This is a genomic window from Streptomyces sp. L7 (genome assembly GCF_050990935.1).
Lineage (GTDB): Bacteria > Actinomycetota > Actinomycetes > Actinomycetales > Microbacteriaceae > Leifsonia.
The window spans coordinates 3,984,904-4,003,001 of record NZ_CP194644.1 but is presented as its reverse complement, the minus strand read 5'-3'; the positions used below and the strand labels follow the sequence as shown (position 1 = coordinate 4,003,001).

Genomic DNA, 18,098 nt, shown 5'->3' with positions numbered 1-18,098 from the left:
TTCGTCCGTGCTCCGGTCAGCGGCTTGGTCTGGTTTGCGAGGTCCATGCTCACCATAGGCAGTCTCCCTTCGTCGACGGACCCGTTCGGTTGAAACGGTGCGTCAATTCTGCGCCCGACCCGGCGAGAGGTAAACCCCTGGTGACGAACCATCCGGAAATACAGGCCCCGGAACAGCGGTACACGGAAACACGAACCCCGGAAACGCCGAAGAGGGCCGGGCCCGAAGGCCCGACCCTCTCACAAGGAAGTCGCGGGGACTTACTTGTTGATCTTGGTCACCGTACCGGCGCCCACGGTGCGGCCACCCTCACGGATGGCGAAGCCGAGGCCCTCCTCCATGGCGATCGGCTGGATGAGCTCGACCGACATGTCGGTGGTGTCGCCGGGCATGACCATCTCGGTGCCCTCGGGCAGCGAGATGACGCCGGTGACGTCGGTGGTACGGAAGTAGAACTGCGGGCGGTAGTTCGTGTAGAAGGGGTTGTGACGGCCACCCTCCTCCTTCGAGAGGATGTAGGCGGTGCCCTCGAAGTTGGTGTGCGGCGTGACGGAACCCGGCTTCACGACGACCTGGCCGCGCTCCACGTCCTCGCGCTTGGTGCCGCGGAGGAGCAGACCACAGTTCTCGCCGGCCCAGGCCTCGTCGAGCTGCTTGTGGAACATCTCGATACCCGTGACCGTGGTCTTCTGCGTCGGGCGGATGCCGACGATCTCGACCTCGGAGTTGATGGCGAGGGTGCCACGCTCGGCGCGACCGGTGACGACGGTGCCACGACCGGTGATCGTGAAGACGTCCTCGATCGGCATCAGGAACGGCTTGTCCTTGTCGCGCACCGGGTCCGGGATGGACTCGTCGACGGCGTCCATGAGGTCGAGGACCGACTGGACCCACTTCTCGTCGCCCTCGAGAGCCTTGAGGCCCGAGACGCGCACGACCGGGGCGTTGTCGCCGTCGAAGTCCTGGCTGGAGAGCAGCTCGCGGACCTCGAGCTCGACGAGCTCCAGGATCTCCTCGTCGTCGACCATGTCGGACTTGTTCAGCGCGACGAGCAGGTACGGAACGCCGACCTGCTTGGCCAGCAGCACGTGCTCGCGGGTCTGAGCCATCGGACCGTCGGTGGCGGCGACCACGAGGATCGCGCCGTCCATCTGAGCGGCACCGGTGATCATGTTCTTGATGTAGTCGGCGTGACCCGGGGCGTCGACGTGCGCGTAGTGGCGCTTCGGGGTCTCGTACTCGACGTGCGAGATGTTGATCGTGATACCACGCTGACGCTCTTCCGGCGCCGAGTCGATCGACGCGAAGTCGCGCTGCACGTTGGTCGCCGACGGGTACTTGTCAGCAAGCACCTTGGAGATCGCCGCGGTGAGCGTCGTCTTGCCGTGGTCGACGTGACCGATGGTTCCGATGTTCACGTGCGGCTTAGTCCGCTCGAACTTGGCCTTAGCCACTGTGGTCCTCCTCAGGACTCTCGTGCAGACACCCCGGTCGACGGATTTCGACCGGAGGGTCTACGGGATTGGTTTCTTATGTTACGGGATGTTGCCTGGGAGCAGCGACCGAGGTCACTCGCCCTTGCTCTTCTGGACGATCTCGTCGGCGACAGCCTTCGGGACCTCCGCGTAGCTGTCGAACTGCATCGAGTACACCGCGCGGCCCGAGGTCTTGGACCGCAGGTCGCCGATGTAGCCGAACATCTCGGACAGCGGGACGTTGGCGCGCACGACCTTGACGCCGCTCGCGTCCTCCATGGACTGGATCTGTCCACGGCGGGAGTTGAGGTCGCCGATGACGTCGCCCATGTACTCCTCCGGCGTACGCACCTCGACCGCCATGAGCGGCTCGAGGAGCACCGGGTTCGCCTTGCGAGCAGCCTCCTTGTAGGCCATCGAGCCGGCGATCTTGAACGCCATCTCCGAGGAGTCGACGTCGTGCGACGCACCGTCGACGAGTATCGCCTTGACACCCACCGTCGGGAAGCCGGCGAGCACGCCGACCTGCATCGCGTCCTGGATGCCCGCGTCGACCGAGGGGATGTACTCGCGCGGGACGCGACCGCCGGTGACGGCGTTCACGAACTCGTACGAGGTCTCCGGGGTCACCTCGAGCGGCTCCAGGGTGATCTGCACCTTAGCGAACTGACCGGAACCACCGGTCTGCTTCTTGTGGGTGTAGTCGTACTTCTCCACCGTGCGGCGAAGGGTCTCGCGGTAGGCCACCTGGGGCTTGCCGACGTTCGCCTCGACGTTGAACTCGCGCTTCATGCGGTCCACGAGGATGTCGAGGTGCAGCTCGCCCATGCCCTTGATGACCGTCTGACCGGTCTCCTGGTTCTGCTCGGTGCGGAACGTCGGGTCTTCCTCGGCGAGCTTCTGGATGGCCGTGCCGAGCTTCTCCTGGTCGGCCTTGGTCTTCGGCTCGATGGCGACCTCGATCACGGGCTCCGGGAAGGTCATCGACTCGAGCACGACCTGGTGGTCCGGGTCGCTCAGGGTGTCGCCCGTGGTGGTGTCCTTGAGGCCGATCACCGCATAGATGTTGCCTGCGGTGACGTAGTCGACCGGGTTCTCCTTGTTGGCGTGCATCTGGAAGATCTTGCCGATGCGCTCCTTCTTGCCCTTGGTCGAGTTCACGACCGCGGCGCCCGAGTCGACACGACCCGAGTACACGCGCACGTAGGTCAGACGGCCGAAGAACGGGTGGACGGCGACCTTGAACGCGAGGGCCGAGAAGGGCTCGGTGGCGTCGGCGTGGCGCAGGATGACCTGCTCCTCGTCGCGCGGGTTGTGCGCCTCGATGGCGGGCACGTCGAGCGGCGACGGGAGGTAGTCGATCACGGCGTCGAGCATCGGCTGGACACCGCGGTTCTTGAACGCCGAGCCGCAGAGGACCGGGTAGATCTCGTTGTTCACGGTGAGCTTGCGGATCGCGGCCTTGATCTCCGGGATGGTGATCTCCTCGCCGCCGAAGAACTTCTCGAGCAGCGCGTCGTCGGTCTCGGCGACGGTCTCGAGCAGGCGGTTGCGGTACTCCTCGGCCTTCTCCTGAAGGTCGGCGGGGATCTCCTGCACCTCGTACTTGGCGCCCATGGTCACGTCGCCCTTGGCGTCGCCCGGCCAGACCAGCGCGCGCATCTCGACCAGGTCGACGACGCCGACGAAGTCGGACTCGGCGCCGATCGGGAGCTGCATCACCAGCGGCTTGGCGCCGAGGCGGGACACGATGGTGTCGACGGTGAAGTAGAAGTCGGCGCCCAGCTTGTCCATCTTGTTGACGAAGCAGATACGCGGGACGACGTACTTGTCGGCCTGACGCCACACGGTCTCCGACTGGGGCTCGACGCCCTCCTTCGCGTCGAAGACGGCGACGGCACCGTCGAGCACGCGGAGCGAGCGCTCCACCTCGACGGTGAAGTCGACGTGACCCGGGGTGTCGATGATGTTGATCTGGTTCTTGTTCCAGAAGCAGGTGACCGCGGCGGACGTGATGGTGATGCCGCGCTCCTTCTCCTGCTCCATCCAGTCGGTGGTCGAGGCGCCGTCGTGCGTCTCACCGATCTTGTGGTTGACGCCCGTGTAGAACAGGATGCGCTCGGTCGTGGTGGTCTTGCCGGCATCGATGTGGGCCATGATGCCGATGTTGCGGACCTTATGCAGGTCGGTGAGCACGTCCTGTGCCACAGGGTTCCTCCGGAAAGTAGAGAGTGGAAGGGGTGCCGCCCGGGCGCGGCACTGCGAGGAGCGCAGCGCCCGGACGACGAAGAGTTTCTACCAGCGGTAGTGGGCGAAGGCCTTGTTCGACTCGGCCATCTTGTGCGTGTCCTCGCGGCGCTTGACAGCGGCGCCCAGACCGTTGGACGCGTCGAGGATCTCGTTGGTGAGACGCTCGGTCATCGTCTTCTCGCGACGGCCCTTGGCGTAGCTGGTGAGCCAGCGCAGCGCCAGGGTGTTCGCGCGGTGCGGCTTGACCTCGACCGGCACCTGGTAGGTCGAGCCGCCGACGCGGCGGCTGCGGACCTCGAGGGTCGGGCGGATGTTGTCGAGCGCCTTCTTGAGCGTGGCGACGGCGTCCTGGCCGTTCTTCGAGGAGACACCCTCGAGCGCGTCGTAGACGATGCGCTCGGCGAGGCCCTTCTTGCCGTCGAGGAGGATCTTGTTGACGAGCTGGCTGACGACCGGCGAGCCGTAGACCGGGTCGGCGACGACGGGGCGCTTCGGAGCGGGACCCTTGCGAGGCATTACTTCTTCTCCATCTTCGCGCCGTAGCGGCTGCGAGCCTGCTTGCGGTTCTTGACGGCCTGGGTGTCGAGGGCGCCGCGGACGATCTTGTAGCGGACGCCGGGCAGGTCCTTCACACGGCCGCCGCGGACGAGCACCATCGAGTGCTCCTGCAGGTTGTGGCCCTCACCGGGGATGTACGCGGTGACCTCGGTCCCGTTCGAGAGCTTGACGCGGGCGACCTTGCGGAGCGCCGAGTTCGGCTTCTTGGGGGTGGTGGTGTAGACACGGGTGCACACGCCGCGCTGCTGGGGGTTGGACTTCAGGGCGGGAGCCTTGGTCTTGGTGACCTTCGGCGTCCGGCCCTTCCGAACCAACTGCTGAATGGTTGGCACTGAACTTCTCCTTATATGGACTGCACGGTGACAGTTGTTGCTCTTTCCCCGCACCCCGAGCGACCCGCTTCGCGGGCGATCAGGAGTTGGGAAGTATCGGACCGATGGCCGATATGCCGTGGGGGCGGTGATTCCGTGCGGTCTCTCCGCCCATCGGATGAGTACGTGCCGGCCCGCTCGGTGTCGGCTCTCGCGAGCACACAACAAGCGCGCGTCAGAGCGCACACCCGATAAATACTATCGTCCGCGCGGTGGGCGGTCAAATGAACGAGGGCGTGCTAGCGGCCTGTCCGCGCACAGCGAAAGGGCATCCGGGCGACAGCGGATACCGGCGCACGCGGAGGAGGGCGAAAGGGGTCTCCGGTCAGATTCCACATCTCAGGCCGGGATACGCTCCCTGCATGCGCAGCATTCAGGAGATCATCACCGAGACCATCGCGGTCAAGAACCGCATCATCGACGACGCGCGGCTGCTGACAGTCGGCGACGAGATCGCCGCGGCCATGGTGCGCTCGTACCGGGCCGGCGGACGGGCGTACTTCTGCGGCAACGGCGGGAGCGCCGCCGACGCCCAGCACTTCGCCGCGGAGCTGAGCGGCCACTTCATCTTCGACCGCCCGCCGCTCGCCGCCGAGGCACTGCACGGCAACGCCTCGCACCTGACCGCCGTGGCGAACGACTACGACTACGAGAGCGTGTTCGCCCGTGCCCTCGAAGGCTCCATCCGCGCCGGCGACGTGCTGGTGGCGATCAGCACCTCCGGCAACTCCGAGAGCATCGTGCGGGCCGCCAGGACGGCGAAGGAGAAAGGCGCCACCGTCGTCGCCTTCACCGGGGAGTCGGGAGGGGCGCTGCGCGAGTACGCCGACCTGCTGCTGAATGTACCCTCGTCCGATACCGGCCGCGTCCAGGAGTCGCACATCGTCTTCATCCACGCGATCTCGGAACGCGTCGAGCATGACCTCTTCGCGGCCGTCTGACGACTGGTGCCTCTTCCTCGACCGGGACGGAGTGATCAACCGCCGGATCGTGGGGGACTACGTGCGCACCGCACGGCAGTGGGAATACCTCCCGGGCGCCCTCCACGCCCTCCGGCTGCTCTCCGGCTGGGCGCCCCGGATCGTCATCGTCACCAACCAGCGCGGAGTCGGTCGAGGGCTGGTCTCACCCGACGACCTGGACCGCATCCACTCGCGGTTCCTCCACGACGTCTCGCTGGCCGGAGCGCGCGTCGACGCGATCCGCGTATGCCCGCATCTGGAGACCGATGGGTGCACCTGCCGCAAACCTCTCCCGGGGCTCGCCCTGTCCTGGCTCGCGGTGAATCGTGAGGTGAATCCGGCCCGCTCGATCATGGTCGGTGACTCCTTGTCCGACATGGAGATGGCGGAGAACCTCGCCGCCGTCACGGGCGGCTGCGCCCGGGTGCTGATCGATGATCGCTCCGACCCCGCTGCTGCCGGGATCGCCGCCGACCACCGCTTCCCCACCCTCCTCGACTACGCACTGGACGTGACGACGTGAACTCCACCCCGACCACCGTGCGCGGGCGCGCCCCGCTCCGCCTCGGACTCGCCGGAGGCGGCACGGATGTGTCGCCGTACTCCGACACCTACGGCGGCCGCATCCTGAACGCGACCATCGACAAATACGCGTACGCCTACGCGACGCTGATCGACTCGGGCGTGGAATTCCACTCCCCCGACCGGCAGACGGCGGGCTACGCCGAGACCGACGACGTCGACGCGCTGCTCGACGGATTCGGACTCCACGTCGCCGCCTACAAGCGGATGATGGACGAGTTCAACGGGGGCGCGCGCCTGCCGGTGCGGCTCTCCACCCAGGTCGACGCGCCGCCGGGATCGGGGCTCGGCTCCTCGTCCACGCTCGTCGTCGCTCTCGTGACCGCGCTGGCCGAGCTCTTGCAGACGTCGCTGGGCCAGTACGAGATCGCGCGTCTCGCGTGGGAGATCGAGCGCGAGGACCTCGCGCTCGCGGGCGGCTGGCAGGACCAGTACGCGGCGACGTTCGGCGGATTCAACTACATGGAGTCACGTCCTGGCGGGCGGATCGTCGTCAACCCGCTGCGCGTGCGACGCGAGGTGATGACCGAGCTGGAGGCGTCCCTGCTCCTGTACTTCGGCGGGGTCTCGCGCAGCTCGGCCGCCGTCATCGTCGAGCAGCAACGGAACGTCGTGGCCGGCGACAACGGGGCGATCGAGGCGACGCATCTGCTGAAGGCGGAGGCCGAGGCGATGAAGGATCACCTGCTCATGGGCGACCTCCCCGCCCTCGCCACGACGATGCGCGGCACCTGGGAGGCCAAGAAGCGCCTCGCCTCGCAGATCAGCACCCCCGCCATCGAGAACGCGTACCGGATCGCCGACCGGCACGGCATGCTCGCCGGAAAAGTGTCGGGCGCCGGAGGCGGCGGTTTCATCCTGCTCCTCGTCGATCCCGCGCGGCGATTCGAGCTGGCCCGCAGCCTGGAGTCGGAGTGCGGCGGCCAGGTCATGACCTGCCACTTCACGAAGCACGGCGCCGAGAGCTGGCGCGCCCCGAGACCGGAGCGCCGATGATGCAGCTCGCGATCCTCGCGGGTGGTCTCGGCACCCGGCTGAGCGGGGCGATCCCGGCCGGCCTCCCCAAGCCCCTCGCCCCGGTCGCCGGGAGGCCCTTCCTGGATCACCTGCTCGACTGGGCGATCGAGCGCGGCGCCGACGACATCGTTCTGCTCTCCGGTCACGGGTCGCAGGCGATCAGAGACCAGGTCGGCCGGGATCACCGCGGCGTCCCGGTGCGCCACAGTGTGGAGGCCGTCCCCCTCGGCACCGGCGGCGCGCTCGTCAACGCACGGTCGCTGCTGGCGGAGGAGTTCGTGCTCGTCAACGGCGACACCTTCGTCGATGCCGACCTCGTCGCCCTGCGCGAGGGCCTCCACTCCTCCTCGGTCGTCATGGGCCTCGTCGAGGTGCCCGACACCGGGCGCTTCGGGCGCGTCGAGGTGATGGACGGCGTCGTGACGGGGTTCCTCGAGAAGGGTGCCGGAGGCCCGGGCCTCATCAACGCGGGCGTCTACGCCCTGCGCCGGTCGGTGGTCGACAGCCTGCCGCCGGGTGCGTCGTCCTTCGAGCGGGACTTCCTCGAGCCGCGACTCGCCGAGGTGTCGCCGGGCTACCTTCGCTGCGGCCCCACCTTCTTCGACATCGGCGTCCCGGCGGACTATCGGGCCGCGGACCGGCACTTCACGGAGGACAGAGCATGACGATCGCTCCGGAGCGCGCCACGCTCGGCGGCCTGCGTCTCGACCGCGCCGACCTGGACCAAGCCGTCCTCCGCATCCTCGACCTCGTCGCGAGCGGGGCCGGCGGGATCGTCGTGCCGTCCAACGTGGCGACCTCGCGTCACCTCCGAACGGTCGGCTTCCCGCGGCTCGAGCAGGAGGCTGCCTTCTGGCCCATCGACGGCGTGCCGCTCACCTGGCTGCTCCGAATCGCGGGGAAGGGCGCGTTCCCGCGCGTCGCGGGGACGGATCTGATGAACGCACTGATCGCCCATCCCGGCACCGACGACCTCCGGATCGCCATCATCGGCGCGGCGTCCGACGCGGCGGAGCGGTTCTACCGCGAAGCCGGTCACGCCAACGTCCGCGGAGGCGACCTCCCGATAGCCGAGGCCGGCAGCCCGCTGCTCGTCGACGCCGGCGACGCGTTCGCCACCGAGTTCCGTCCGCATATCGTCTTCACCTGCCTCGGCTTCCCGAAGCAGGAGCACCTGATGCTGGATCTTCACGAGCGCCATCCCGAGGTGGTCTTCATCGGCGCCGGCGCGGCTGCTCAGATCAACACCGGGCAGTTCCCCCGGGCGCCGCGGTTCATGCGCACGGTCGGGCTCGAGTGGGTGTGGCGGATGATGCAGGACCCGTCACGGCTGGTGAAGCGCTACCTGCTCCAGGACCTCCCCTGGCTGCTGGGAATGGTGCCCGTCGCGCTCCGCGAACGGTTCCGGCGCGACTGAGCCGGCCCGCTTCACGCCCCCGCCTGCGCCCCCGGCCCGCTGTCCGAGATCAGCGGGGTGAAGAGCGCGCCGCTGCCGTCGAACGTGAGGATGCCGTGGAAGTCGAAGCTCCACGGGTCGGTGTAGCCCTGGCCGGTCGCCCCGTCGGACTTGCGGGTCAGCGTGGCCTCCGCCGAGATGCTGCCCGTCGTGCTGTCGACCGTCCAGCCGCCCGTCGTCCACACCGGGTCGATCGTGACGTCCGGGCGGGTGTGGAGCTGCCAGCGCACGTCGCTGATGTCATCGGCGGCGCTGTCCGAGAAGGTGCCGAACGGGCAGTGGGCCGGCACCGCGTCGTGCGAGGCGACGCAGCCGTCCAGCCAGGTGTTGATCGCGGTGCGCGCCGCCGCCTGGCCGCCGTCGGAGAGCCGGGCGGTGAACACGGTGGGTGAGATGGCGCTGCCGGGCGGGGTGGAGGTGATCGCGCTCATCGGCACGTCGAAGTTCGCGCTCTTCGAGACGAGCTCCACCGGGTAGGTGCCGGGGAGCGCGCGGAGCGTGATGTCCGTCGCGAGCGGCATGTTCTGGGGCTTCACGCCGGCGACCGTGTACTGGATGCCCGCCGGGCCCTCCACCATGAGGTCGACCGTGTCGGGCTCCATTCGGCCGAGACGCCAGAACGGGAGCCAGGGCAGGCCGCCGGCCTTCTCCACCACGAACGAGCGATCATACGTACGATCACCCTGCGTGATCTGCGCCTGGACCGTCGTGGTGGCGCCGCGGGTGACCGGGGCCTGGACGGTGAACGAGCTGACGCGGTCGGTGATCTTCGCGTACGCGGCGTCGTTGAGCAGCACGTCCCCGCTGTTGGCACGGATTCCGGCCAGCTTCATCGCCGCCTCCGCGCGGCCGTGCTCGAGCTCGCCCAGGTACTGCGCGACCAGTGTGCGCGGGAGGTTCTGCAACGCGACGACCGCCGACAGCGAGACGGTGACCCCGGCGGCAGTGACCAGGAGCGTGACTGCGGCGATGAGGGCGACGATCCAGCGGCCCGCGCGCGAGCGGCGAGGGACGGCGGGTGCGGGAGCCGGAGCAGGTGCGGGTGCCAGAGCGGGTTCGGGTGCGGGTGCGGAGAGAGCGGCTTCGTCCGAGAGGGCAGGGGCTGGAGCGTCGGACATCGGAACCTCTCTGTCGGGTTCCCGCAGTGTATCGGCCAGGGGTGGACCGCCGCGTCCACCCGTTCGGGTCACCCCGGCGCGCTACTCGTCGTCCGGCCGCTCCCACGGCCAGCGCGGCCTCCCGCGCTGCCGGAAGCGGCCCACGAGGACGAGCTGGTAGAGCAGCATGATCAGGAAGGCCGAGGCGCCGACGGCGATGGAGTACAGGCTTCCGAGCTGCCCGGCCGCGAACAGCACGAAGTGCAGGACGTCGCCGGTCGCGAGCGAGCCCGCCACTCCCCCGGCCAGGCAGTAGGCGAGGTAGCACGCCACACCCGCGCCGAGTGCGCTCAGCGGGGCGATGCGTTGCTGGTCGCCCGGCACGCGGATCCCGGTGAGGATCAGGAGGACGAGGAGCACGGCCACAGCTACGCCCGTCATCACCGGCCCGACCAGCGGCCCGGCGGACGGGTCCGGGATCACCTCGGTGTCCGTCCCGAGCGAGATCAGGCCGAACACCGCGACGAGGACGGCCAGGTAGAGGCCCGCGGCGAAGCAGGCGACGACGATGGCGTAGGAACGCTCCTCACGCATGGGAGCCCCCTCGGAAGCGGTTCGGAAGGTCGGTCAGTACCCCTGAGCGTACGCGTTGGCGGCCTGGTTCTGCGCGTCCGCGAGCTGCTGCTCGTAGTCCGCCTGCGCCTCGGCGTTGCGCGCCTTCAGCTTGCGTCCGCGCGCGGCGAGCCAGGCTCCCGTCCACACCGACATCTCCCGGGCGATGACGCCGGCGAGGACCGCGAACGGGTTGACCCAGACACGGCTGAGGATGAGCGCCTGCTCCTCGGCGTTGCGCGACAGGTAGTGCGCGTCCGAGAGCTCGGCGCCGATGTAGACGAGATAGACGAAGACCGCGACGAACAGGCCGCCGAGGATGTACGCCCACCAGCGCGCCCGGTTGATGATCTGGATGAGCACGACCATCCCGACGAAGAACGCCACGATCGGCGCCCAGCCGGAGAGCTGCGACGTGAAGTACTGGGTGAGCACCGGCAGGAACTCGCTGCTCGGCGTCAGCATCGCGCCGACGACGACGACGGCGACCGCCCACAGGACGGCGAACGCGACGGTGCCGACCAGGGCGATGAGGATGCCGATGCCGCGGTTGCTCTTGCGCTTGGGCGGCTCCGGACGCTGCAGGAAGATCGGCGCGACCGGCTGCGGCAGGTACGGCGGCGGGGCCTGCGCGGGCGCAACGGGCGCGGCGGTGGCCTCGCTCTGCGGTGCGGCGGGCGGCTGCTGCTGCGCGGTCGCCTGCTGCGCGATCGCCTGCTGTGCGGTCGCCTGCTGTGCGGCCTCCCCCGCGATGATGACCGGCGTGGCGGACTGCGCCGGAGACGCGGTGTCCACGGTCGCGTCGCCCGCGGCGGTGGCGCCGGGCTCGCTGGAGGATCGCGCGACGGCCGCCGCGACGTCGTCGGGCGAAGAGGTCACGGGCTCCGGCTCGATCGCCGCAGTCGGCGGCGTGGAGGCGGGAGCGGCAGGCACCTCCGCAGCGTTCTCGTCGGCGGACCGGTTGAGGTGACCGCGCGCGGATACCGGCGCGGACGGCGGGGTCGTCATCTCCGGGTCCGTGTCGTGCGGTTCGCCGGCGGATGCCGGGGCGGCCTCGGCCTGCGGGGCGGCTTCTGCCTGCGGAGCAGGTTCGGCGGCGGCCGACTCGGCCGGGGCGGTCGCAGGCGGGGAAGCAGGTTCGATCGACCCCGCTTCGTCCCGCTTGTCGGCGGGTTCCGGTGTCGTGTCGCTCATGCTGGCACTCCTCGCTGCGCCCCCGGTGGGCACCCTGTCGATGTGGTGCCCACTGTAGCAACGGGGGACGGCGGGGCGAGGGAGGTGCGGCGGGAGGGCGGCTACTTGGAGGGAGCGGGGGTCGGCGTGGAGGTGGGCCGGCTCGGCGTCACGACGAAGATGAGGCCGGACACCGTCGTGGACTCAACGCCCGCACCGGGCTTGCCCGCGGTCCCGCCGGACGAAGCGGTGGAGGTGCTGATCCCGCTGACGAGGAACAGCCGCTCTCCGGTCTGGATGCCGTTCACGAAAGCGAGCGCCTGCGCGTACGTGCCCTTCACCGTGAGAGTGACCGCCAGCGACGAGAAGTTCACCGACGTGAGCTTGGAGCTCGTGACCGGAGGCATCCCCGCGACAGGCGTCGGAGCGGCCGTCGGAGTGGGCGCCGGCGTCGCTCCGGGTGACGGGGTCGCGGTCGGGGACGGAGTCGCGGCGCCCCCGGTCGGCGCGGGCGGCGAAACCGGCTCGTAGGGCTTCGCGTCCGCGACGGCGATTCCGGCGACGGTCACGCCTGCCGCCGAGCCGAGCGCGTCCACCTCGTCGACGAACGCGGGGATCGCCGAGTCGCTCGGCACCGAGGCGGAGAGGTCGCTCAGTTGGGCGTTGAGTGCGTCGATGTCGGCGTAGTCCTTCTTGAGCGAGGCGAGGGTCGCCTCCTGCTTGGCGTTGAGCGCCTGGACGTCCGCACGCTGCGACTCCGCGGTCGCCGCGGCTGCGAGCTGAGGGGCGATGCCAAGGAACCAGCCGAGGCCCAGAGCGACGACCATCAGCAGCACAGAGCCGACGATCCAGATCTTGTTCTTGTCCACGGTCACTTCCCCGCTTTCTGCGAGAAGCGGTTCGAGAACGCCTTCTCGTCGACATGCATGGTGATGGTCACGGTGTAGACGCCGTTCTGATCCAGGTTCACCGAACCCGGCAGGGCGTCGGCGTACCCCGGCAACGTCTTGAGTGCGAGGAGCCAGGACGGAACCGCAGGGAGCGACGGGCTCTGCGCCGTGAACACGATGGTCGCGACCCGGGGCCCCTGCAACGAGGCGCTCGACTGCGGGTACAGCTCGATGGGCGTCGAAGAGTCGACGTTGACGCCCGTGATCGTGACGTTCGGCGGCAGCGTCGCCTGAACCTTCTCCAGGTACGGCGTCCAGGCGATCTCCGTGGAGGCGCCGACCTCCTGGGCAGTCTTGATGAGGTCCACCTGGTCCTGCACGGTGCGGACCTTCGCATATGTCAGCTGCTGCTTGAGCAGCCCCTGTGTCGTGGCCTGCTCTGTGGCCAAGTCGTGCTGTGCGGTAGCTGCGGTCGAAGTCGCCCAGAGGATGCCGAGCACCACGACGGCGATGACGGCTACAACACCCAGTCCGAGTCTGCCTCGGAGCGCGGCGGCCTTGCGGTCGGCCATGACTTCGGGAGGAAGGAGGTGGACGCGCGGCTCGGCCCCGATCAGGATGCCGTCGTGCCGTGGGGCGCGCTCGGTCGAGGCAGCGGTTCCGGCCTTGTCCTTCGCCTTCTTCCTGCCCGCCCCGCGCGCGGGAGTCTCGGCTTCGGCCGCCTGTTCGACATCGCCCTTCGCCTCACGACCAGAACGCTTGCCGGCCCTGCGGCCCGTCTCCGGCTTCTCCGCTGTCTGAGTCATGCTGCGCTCCCCACCGCGAGTCCGAGTGCCGTGCTGATCGAGAGGCGGTCGCGGGCGAGCTCCCCGCCTGCGACCTTGGATGAGACCTTGACCGCTGCCAGCGCGTCGCCCACCGAGACCGGGAGCCCGGTGACCCGCGAGAGGTTCTCCGGAAGGCCGGTCAGATGCGAACCGCCCCCGCTCAGCACGATCTGGCCGATCGGCTGGTCGGGACGGGTGTTCGCGAAGAACGAGACGGTGTTGCGGAGGCTGTTCAGCAGCTCGCCAGTCGCCCGGTAGATGATCTCGACGGCCGGGTGGTCGGCGGGCTCCGGGTTCACGGCCAGCCCCAGCCGGCGTTTGGTCTCCTGCGCCTGAGCCAGGTCGATGCCGAGCCCGGACTGCAGGGCGCGGGACGCGTCCTCGCCGCCGGCCGGGATGATGCGGACGAACTGCGGCACTCCGTCCGCGGCCATCACGACGCTGGTGGTGTTGGCGCCGATGTCGATCAGGACCACACCGCCGCGGATGCCGGGCCGCGAGATGAGCACCCGGCTGACGGCGAACGGGATGAGGTCGACGTCCACGACGGTCAGTCCCGCGAGCTTCGCAGCCGACACCTTGTTCGCGACCGCCTCCTTCACCGCCGCGACGAGGAGCCCGCGGATGCCGGGCCCGTGGTCGGTGACCGCCTCGGCGATGGGGTAGAAGTCGAGCAGCGCATCGGCGACCGGGACCGGGAGCATCTCCTGCACCTGGAACGGCAGCGACTCGCGGATGTGTTTCAGGGGCGCCCGCGGCACGGTCAGCTCGCGAGCGAAGACCCGCTGGTTGCCCACGCCGAGCACCACCTTCTTGGAGGTGAAGCCGCCCGACTTCCAGAGGCGCTTCAGCGCCTCGGCGACGGTGTTCGGCTCGATCACCTCGCCGCGCTGGACCGCGCCCTCGGGCAGCGGCGTCTGGTGGTAACGCAGCACGGTCGGCCGGGGCTTGTCGGCGTCGGCGACTTCGACGGCGCGGATGACGTCGTTGCCGACATCCACTCCCACGATTCTGGAGGCCATCTTCATTCCCTTCTCACCGCGCCGGACTAGCCGAGCCCGATCAACGACAGATATCCGGCGGCGATCGCGCCGCCGGCGACGACACCGACCCAGGCGCCCGTCAGCATCCACGGGCCGAACGGGATGCCGCTGCGCCGGGTCGCCTTCCGCGCGAGCAGAAGCACGACGCTGAACAGTCCCCCCAGCACGAACGCGGCGAACGCGCCGACGACCAGCTCGCCCCAGCCCAGGAAGCCGAGGTAAAGGCCGAGCACGCCGGCGAGCTTGACGTCGCCGAAGCCCATCCCGCCGGGGTAGGCGAGGGCCAGCGCGAGATAGAGGAGGTACATCGCCGCCGCCCCGACCGCCGCGCGCCCGAGTGCGCCGATGTCGCCTGTCAGGATGGCCGCCGCTCCGAGGAGCAGCGCGCCCACGATGTACGCCGGCAGGACGATGCTGTTCGGCAGCCGGTGGACATCCAGGTCGATGAGGGCCAGCGCGATGCTGATCGCGCCGAGGTAGAGGAACGCGATGGTGACGAGCACCGATGCGAGAGTGTGGGCGTCCAGTGCGACGGGCGTGCCCCAGCGGGCGAGCGCCCAGACCGTGATCCCGGCGAAGACGAGTCCGGTCCCGAGCTCTACCAGCGGGTAGCGCGGCGAGATGGAGGCGCTGCAGTCGCGACAGCGGCCGCGCAGCACGAGCCAGGAGATCACCGGGATGTTGTCGTACCCGCGGATGCGCGCGCCGCACGAGCCGCACGCGCTCGGCGGCGCGACGATCGAGCGGCCGGCGGGGACGCGGAAGACGACCACGTTCAGGAACGAGCCGATGAGGGAGCCGAAAAGGCCGAGGACGACGATGGGCATGTCAACCTGCCAGATCACGGTTGGAGATCATGGCGCCGGGCTGGGCGCTGGTCAGGGGCGGGATCGGCGCGCCGGAACTGAGGTCGTAGCCCGCGATTCCCACCTGCGCGAAGGTGTACACCGGGTTGTTGATGACAGTGCTGTATGTGCCCGCGTAGAGCTGGCCGTTCCACGTCAGGTTGTTCTTGGAGACCAGCGCGCAGGGCGTGTAGAGCATCGCCTGCACGGCGTTCGTGGTGGAGATGACGTCGGACGCCGACAGGTTGTTCTTCGCGACGAAGTCGTCCTGGTGCGTCGGGTCGGTCAGCGGGGGCGTCTTGTTGCACGTGGGCTGGTGATCCGGCGTGTTGTCCGGCGTGATGAACCAGAGGCGGTGCACCGCAGAGCTGGACGAGGTGAATGAGAGCCCGTTCGTCCCGCTGAAGTTGAACTGGTTGGCGAAGATCACGACATCGCTGGTGAGGGAGACGGTCGTGTTGTTGTTCGCGGTGGGGCCGCCGACGCAGCCGAGCATGTTGATGATCACCGGGCTGCCCGGCGCCGTGCCGCCGAGGTTGCCGTTCGTGAACGAGCACTGAGTCGACGTCGTCGCGGTCACCACCTGGAACGGGTTTCCGTTCGAGTCGCGCCAGTCGCTCGGGGTGTAGGTCACGTCGACCCATGGGGCCATCGGAGGCGCGACGCTGGTCTGGGTGTAGGTGCCGGTGACCGTCGACCCCGGCGGGTTCGGCGAGACCGAGGCAGCCGTGAGGTTGCCGACGATCTGGCCACTGCCCAGCGTGGCCGTGTTTTGGACCACGACGTTGCCGTTGACGGTGCAGGACCCTCCGAAGGTCAGGTTGCCGTTCGGGGATGCGCCGCCCACCGTCAGATTGCCGTTGAACACCGAGTTGTTCTTGTTGCAGACCAGGTTGCCGTTCTGGACGACGAGACCAGCGCTCTCGGAGAGGTCGAAGCCCGAGTTGGCCTCGACCTGGCCGCCGCCATAGAGATCGATGGATGTTCCGGACGGTTTGACTCCGGGGACCAGCCAGTTGTAGATCGCCTCGACCTGACGGGAGTTGCCGGTCGTGTTGCCCGAGATACCCCATGCCTGGGGGCTACCCGTGGAGACGATCCGGACCCGGCTCGCGCTGGAGGTCGGACAACCCGCCTGCCAGCCCGAGCCCGCGTCGAACTGGACTGCCGCCGAGTAGGTCAGTGAGCCGGTCGAGGTGTACACACCAGGGGTCGGCTGCGCGGCGCAGTTGCCGCTGATGTAGAGCCCTGCGCGCGCCGCAGCGATCCCGGCATCGGCGGACGCGTGGGACTGCACGCCGGCTCGCGTCGACGAGCTGAATCCGTAAGCGGAGACGACGGACGACGCGATGAGCGTGGTGAGGATGATGCCGACGATCATCACGCCGAGGACCGCGATGAGCGCAGAGCCCCGGTCGGAGCCAAGGCGGGAGCGCACGAATCTCGAGATCAGTAGCATGCGGGGGTTCCAGACGATCCTGCACGGCTGACGGCCGTGCTGCTGATGGTGACGTTGCCGGCGCCCGTCGACTGGCCGTTGAAGCCGATCGTGAGCTGCGGGGTGGAGCCGCTGAAGATCCCGGTGCCGTTGGTCGGCGTGATGCCTGTTGCGAGAAGAGTCCATTGCGACAGGGTCGTGGAGGTCGGTGTCGTGATCGCGCTCGGCGACATCGTATAGCGGATACTCCCCCATTCGCAGACGAGTAGTACCACGCGACGCAGACCCAGGTGAGGGTGGCGCCGCCCTGCGCGGTGCGCGCGACCAGCATCTGGTCCGTGCCTGTCGGGTTGGTGAGCAGGAAGTCTGAGGAGTTGCGGATTCCACGCTCGACCGATGCCGCGGCGAGCTGGGCGGACGTCGACGTTGCGGTCATCGAGTCGACCGTTTTGGAGGTCTGACTGAGGCTGCTGATCATCGCGCCGACGACCGCGAGCACGAGAACCAGGAGCATCGCGGCGATGACGAGTTCGACGAGGGTGAACCCGTCGTCGCGTCGCGGATCGGTCGGCTGCGTCATGTCAGGGGCCCGTTACGAAGACCAAGGTGTTCGCGGTCGCAAGGACCGCGTTGGTGTCGGTGCGGGTGACGCTCACCGAGACTTTCACGGTGATCGGGTATCCGGATGCCGGGCAGCTCGTGCCGATGGTGCGTACGGCCTTCAGCGGAACGTTGTGCGATGTCGTGGTGATGGTGCCGGCGACGACGGACGCGCAGGACGTGGCCCCCCTGACCTGCTCGATCTGCTGGTTCGCGAGCTGAGTCGCGGTCGCGACGGTCGCGTTCTGGACCGAGAGGCGGAGGCCCTGCACGAGGATCGGGATGATGGCGACCGCGATCACGGCGAGGAGGAACATGGCGACGAGAACCTCGGCTATGCCGAAGCCGCCCTCGTCGGCGGCGGAGCGGGCCCCGAGGCCTCGCACGTTCTTGTTCATGTACCACCTCCCTTCGGGTCGGATCGGGTGGACGAGAACAGGGATGGGCCGGCAAGTGACTGCCGGCCCACCCGAGTGGCAGTGATTACGGGCAGGCCGGCCCAGCCGCTGCCGCGGTCGCATCCGTGATTTGGAACGACTTGCCCGAGGCACTGGTCCCAGAGATGCAGAAGGTCTGCGGGTTCGCAGTGGTGTTCGGCTTGTAGAGGACGGCGGTGGTGCCGGTCGTGTTGGCGACGGCAGCGACCGTGGCCGGTAGCACCCCGTTGTTCTGTGTCTGAGCCGCGACGACTGCGGTCTTGAAGTTGGTCAGGTCGGACTTGGTGGCGCTGTCCTGGGCGTTGGCCTGGATGCCCAGGTAAACCGGGATCGCGATCGCGGCAAGGATGCCGATGATGATCACGACCACGAGCAGCTCGATGAGGGTGAAGCCCTTCTCGTTCTCCTCGAGGAGCCCCTGGCGGCGGCGGTTCAGCTTGCCCATGATTCGGAAGTACATTGCAG

At 68.6% G+C, this 18,098-nt stretch carries 21 protein-coding genes and 1 pseudogene; 7 read left to right on the top strand and 15 right to left on the bottom strand.

Annotated features, from left to right (window positions below):
* Positions 1-260: 260 nt before the first annotated feature.
* The 4 genes from tuf to rpsL all read right to left on the bottom strand — a co-directional run bounded on the left by tuf (position 261) and on the right by rpsL (position 4,615).
* Complete coding sequence (gene tuf, locus ACR5MH_RS20255) at positions 261-1,454, bottom strand: elongation factor Tu (RefSeq protein ID WP_055913937.1); 1,194 nt, start codon at positions 1,452-1,454, stop codon at positions 261-263.
* A gap of 114 nt (positions 1,455-1,568) precedes the next feature.
* Positions 1,569-3,632 (bottom strand): elongation factor G, encoded by a 2,064-nt coding sequence (gene fusA, locus ACR5MH_RS20250; RefSeq protein WP_433862676.1) that lies wholly within the window; start codon positions 3,630-3,632, stop codon positions 1,569-1,571.
* A 138-nt stretch (positions 3,633-3,770) separates the two neighbouring features.
* Positions 3,771-4,241 carry a 30S ribosomal protein S7 gene (rpsG, locus tag ACR5MH_RS20245; protein WP_431348833.1) on the bottom strand — a complete coding sequence of 157 codons (471 nt, stop codon included), beginning with the start codon at positions 4,239-4,241 and terminating at the stop codon, positions 3,771-3,773.
* On the bottom strand, positions 4,241-4,615 hold the full coding sequence (rpsL, locus tag ACR5MH_RS20240; protein WP_055913929.1) for a 30S ribosomal protein S12: 375 nt from the start codon (positions 4,613-4,615) through the stop codon (positions 4,241-4,243). The genes rpsG and rpsL overlap by 1 nt, the downstream gene beginning before the upstream one ends.
* 401 nt (positions 4,616-5,016) lie before the next feature.
* On the opposite strand from rpsL, the gene ACR5MH_RS20235 reads away from it, so the two are divergent.
* From ACR5MH_RS20235 to ACR5MH_RS20215, 5 genes are read left to right on the top strand one after another with little or no spacing between them, the layout of a single operon-like run.
* Positions 5,017-5,595: an SIS domain-containing protein gene (locus tag ACR5MH_RS20235; RefSeq protein ID WP_431348832.1), complete on the top strand. Its 579-nt coding sequence runs from the start codon at positions 5,017-5,019 to the stop codon at positions 5,593-5,595.
* On the top strand, positions 5,573-6,139 hold the full coding sequence (locus ACR5MH_RS20230) for a D-glycero-alpha-D-manno-heptose-1,7-bisphosphate 7-phosphatase (RefSeq protein WP_431348831.1): 567 nt from the start codon (positions 5,573-5,575) through the stop codon (positions 6,137-6,139). The genes ACR5MH_RS20235 and ACR5MH_RS20230 overlap by 23 nt, the downstream gene beginning before the upstream one ends.
* On the top strand, positions 6,136-7,194 hold the full coding sequence (locus ACR5MH_RS20225) for a hypothetical protein (RefSeq protein ID WP_433862096.1): 1,059 nt from the start codon (positions 6,136-6,138) through the stop codon (positions 7,192-7,194). The genes ACR5MH_RS20230 and ACR5MH_RS20225 overlap by 4 nt, the downstream gene beginning before the upstream one ends.
* The gene (locus ACR5MH_RS20220) at positions 7,191-7,880 is read left to right on the top strand and encodes a sugar phosphate nucleotidyltransferase (protein WP_431348828.1); all 690 of its coding nucleotides are present in this window, start codon (positions 7,191-7,193) and stop codon (positions 7,878-7,880) included. Before ACR5MH_RS20225 ends, ACR5MH_RS20220 begins: the two co-directional genes overlap by 4 nt.
* Complete coding sequence (locus ACR5MH_RS20215; protein WP_431348827.1) at positions 7,877-8,632, top strand: WecB/TagA/CpsF family glycosyltransferase; 756 nt, start codon at positions 7,877-7,879, stop codon at positions 8,630-8,632. Before ACR5MH_RS20220 ends, ACR5MH_RS20215 begins: the two co-directional genes overlap by 4 nt.
* A gap of 11 nt (positions 8,633-8,643) precedes the next feature.
* Here ACR5MH_RS20215 and ACR5MH_RS20210 read toward each other — a convergent pair whose 3' ends face one another.
* The 8 genes from ACR5MH_RS20210 to ACR5MH_RS20175 all read right to left on the bottom strand — a co-directional run bounded on the left by ACR5MH_RS20210 (position 8,644) and on the right by ACR5MH_RS20175 (position 16,596).
* Positions 8,644-9,789 (bottom strand): hypothetical protein, encoded by a 1,146-nt coding sequence (locus tag ACR5MH_RS20210; RefSeq protein ID WP_433862095.1) that lies wholly within the window; start codon positions 9,787-9,789, stop codon positions 8,644-8,646.
* Between the two features lie 81 nt (positions 9,790-9,870).
* Positions 9,871-10,362, bottom strand: a complete 492-nt coding sequence (locus ACR5MH_RS20205) for a DUF6121 family protein (RefSeq protein WP_433862094.1) — start codon at positions 10,360-10,362, stop codon at positions 9,871-9,873.
* A gap of 33 nt (positions 10,363-10,395) precedes the next feature.
* Positions 10,396-11,574 carry a hypothetical protein gene (locus ACR5MH_RS20200; protein ID WP_433862093.1) on the bottom strand — a complete coding sequence of 393 codons (1,179 nt, stop codon included), beginning with the start codon at positions 11,572-11,574 and terminating at the stop codon, positions 10,396-10,398.
* Between the two features lie 101 nt (positions 11,575-11,675).
* Complete coding sequence (locus tag ACR5MH_RS20195) at positions 11,676-12,422, bottom strand: hypothetical protein (RefSeq protein WP_431348822.1); 747 nt, start codon at positions 12,420-12,422, stop codon at positions 11,676-11,678.
* 2 nt (positions 12,423-12,424) lie between these two features.
* Positions 12,425-13,249: a hypothetical protein gene (locus ACR5MH_RS20190; RefSeq protein WP_431348821.1), complete on the bottom strand. Its 825-nt coding sequence runs from the start codon at positions 13,247-13,249 to the stop codon at positions 12,425-12,427.
* Positions 13,246-14,292 carry a type IV pilus assembly protein PilM gene (pilM, locus tag ACR5MH_RS20185; protein WP_431348820.1) on the bottom strand — a complete coding sequence of 349 codons (1,047 nt, stop codon included), beginning with the start codon at positions 14,290-14,292 and terminating at the stop codon, positions 13,246-13,248. Before pilM ends, ACR5MH_RS20190 begins: the two co-directional genes overlap by 4 nt.
* A 26-nt stretch (positions 14,293-14,318) precedes the next feature.
* A complete protein-coding gene (locus ACR5MH_RS20180; RefSeq protein WP_433862092.1) occupies positions 14,319-15,140 on the bottom strand; it encodes a prepilin peptidase in 822 nt (273 codons plus the stop codon).
* A 1-nt stretch (position 15,141) separates the two neighbouring features.
* A complete protein-coding gene (locus ACR5MH_RS20175) occupies positions 15,142-16,596 on the bottom strand; it encodes a hypothetical protein (RefSeq protein ID WP_431348818.1) in 1,455 nt (484 codons plus the stop codon).
* Positions 16,597-16,653: 57 nt separating this feature from the next.
* On the opposite strand from ACR5MH_RS20175, the gene ACR5MH_RS20170 reads away from it, so the two are divergent.
* Both ACR5MH_RS20170 and ACR5MH_RS20165 read left to right on the top strand, forming a co-directional pair.
* A complete protein-coding gene (locus ACR5MH_RS20170; protein WP_433862695.1) occupies positions 16,654-16,836 on the top strand; it encodes a hypothetical protein in 183 nt (60 codons plus the stop codon).
* Between the two features lie 98 nt (positions 16,837-16,934).
* Complete coding sequence (locus ACR5MH_RS20165; RefSeq protein ID WP_433862694.1) at positions 16,935-17,057, top strand: hypothetical protein; 123 nt, start codon at positions 16,935-16,937, stop codon at positions 17,055-17,057.
* Positions 17,058-17,089: 32 nt separating this feature from the next.
* On the opposite strand, the pseudogene ACR5MH_RS20160 reads toward ACR5MH_RS20165, so the two are convergent.
* From ACR5MH_RS20160 to ACR5MH_RS20150, 3 genes and pseudogenes are all read right to left on the bottom strand, one after another.
* Positions 17,090-17,176, bottom strand: a pseudogene (locus tag ACR5MH_RS20160) (prepilin-type N-terminal cleavage/methylation domain-containing protein); the annotation flags it as partial.
* A gap of 1 nt (position 17,177) precedes the next feature.
* Positions 17,178-17,594 (bottom strand): type IV pilus modification PilV family protein, encoded by a 417-nt coding sequence (locus ACR5MH_RS20155; protein WP_433862091.1) that lies wholly within the window; start codon positions 17,592-17,594, stop codon positions 17,178-17,180.
* Positions 17,595-17,679: 85 nt separating this feature from the next.
* The gene (locus ACR5MH_RS20150) at positions 17,680-18,093 is read right to left on the bottom strand and encodes a type IV pilin protein (RefSeq protein WP_431348815.1); all 414 of its coding nucleotides are present in this window, start codon (positions 18,091-18,093) and stop codon (positions 17,680-17,682) included.
* Between the last annotated feature and the right edge of the window lie 5 nt (positions 18,094-18,098).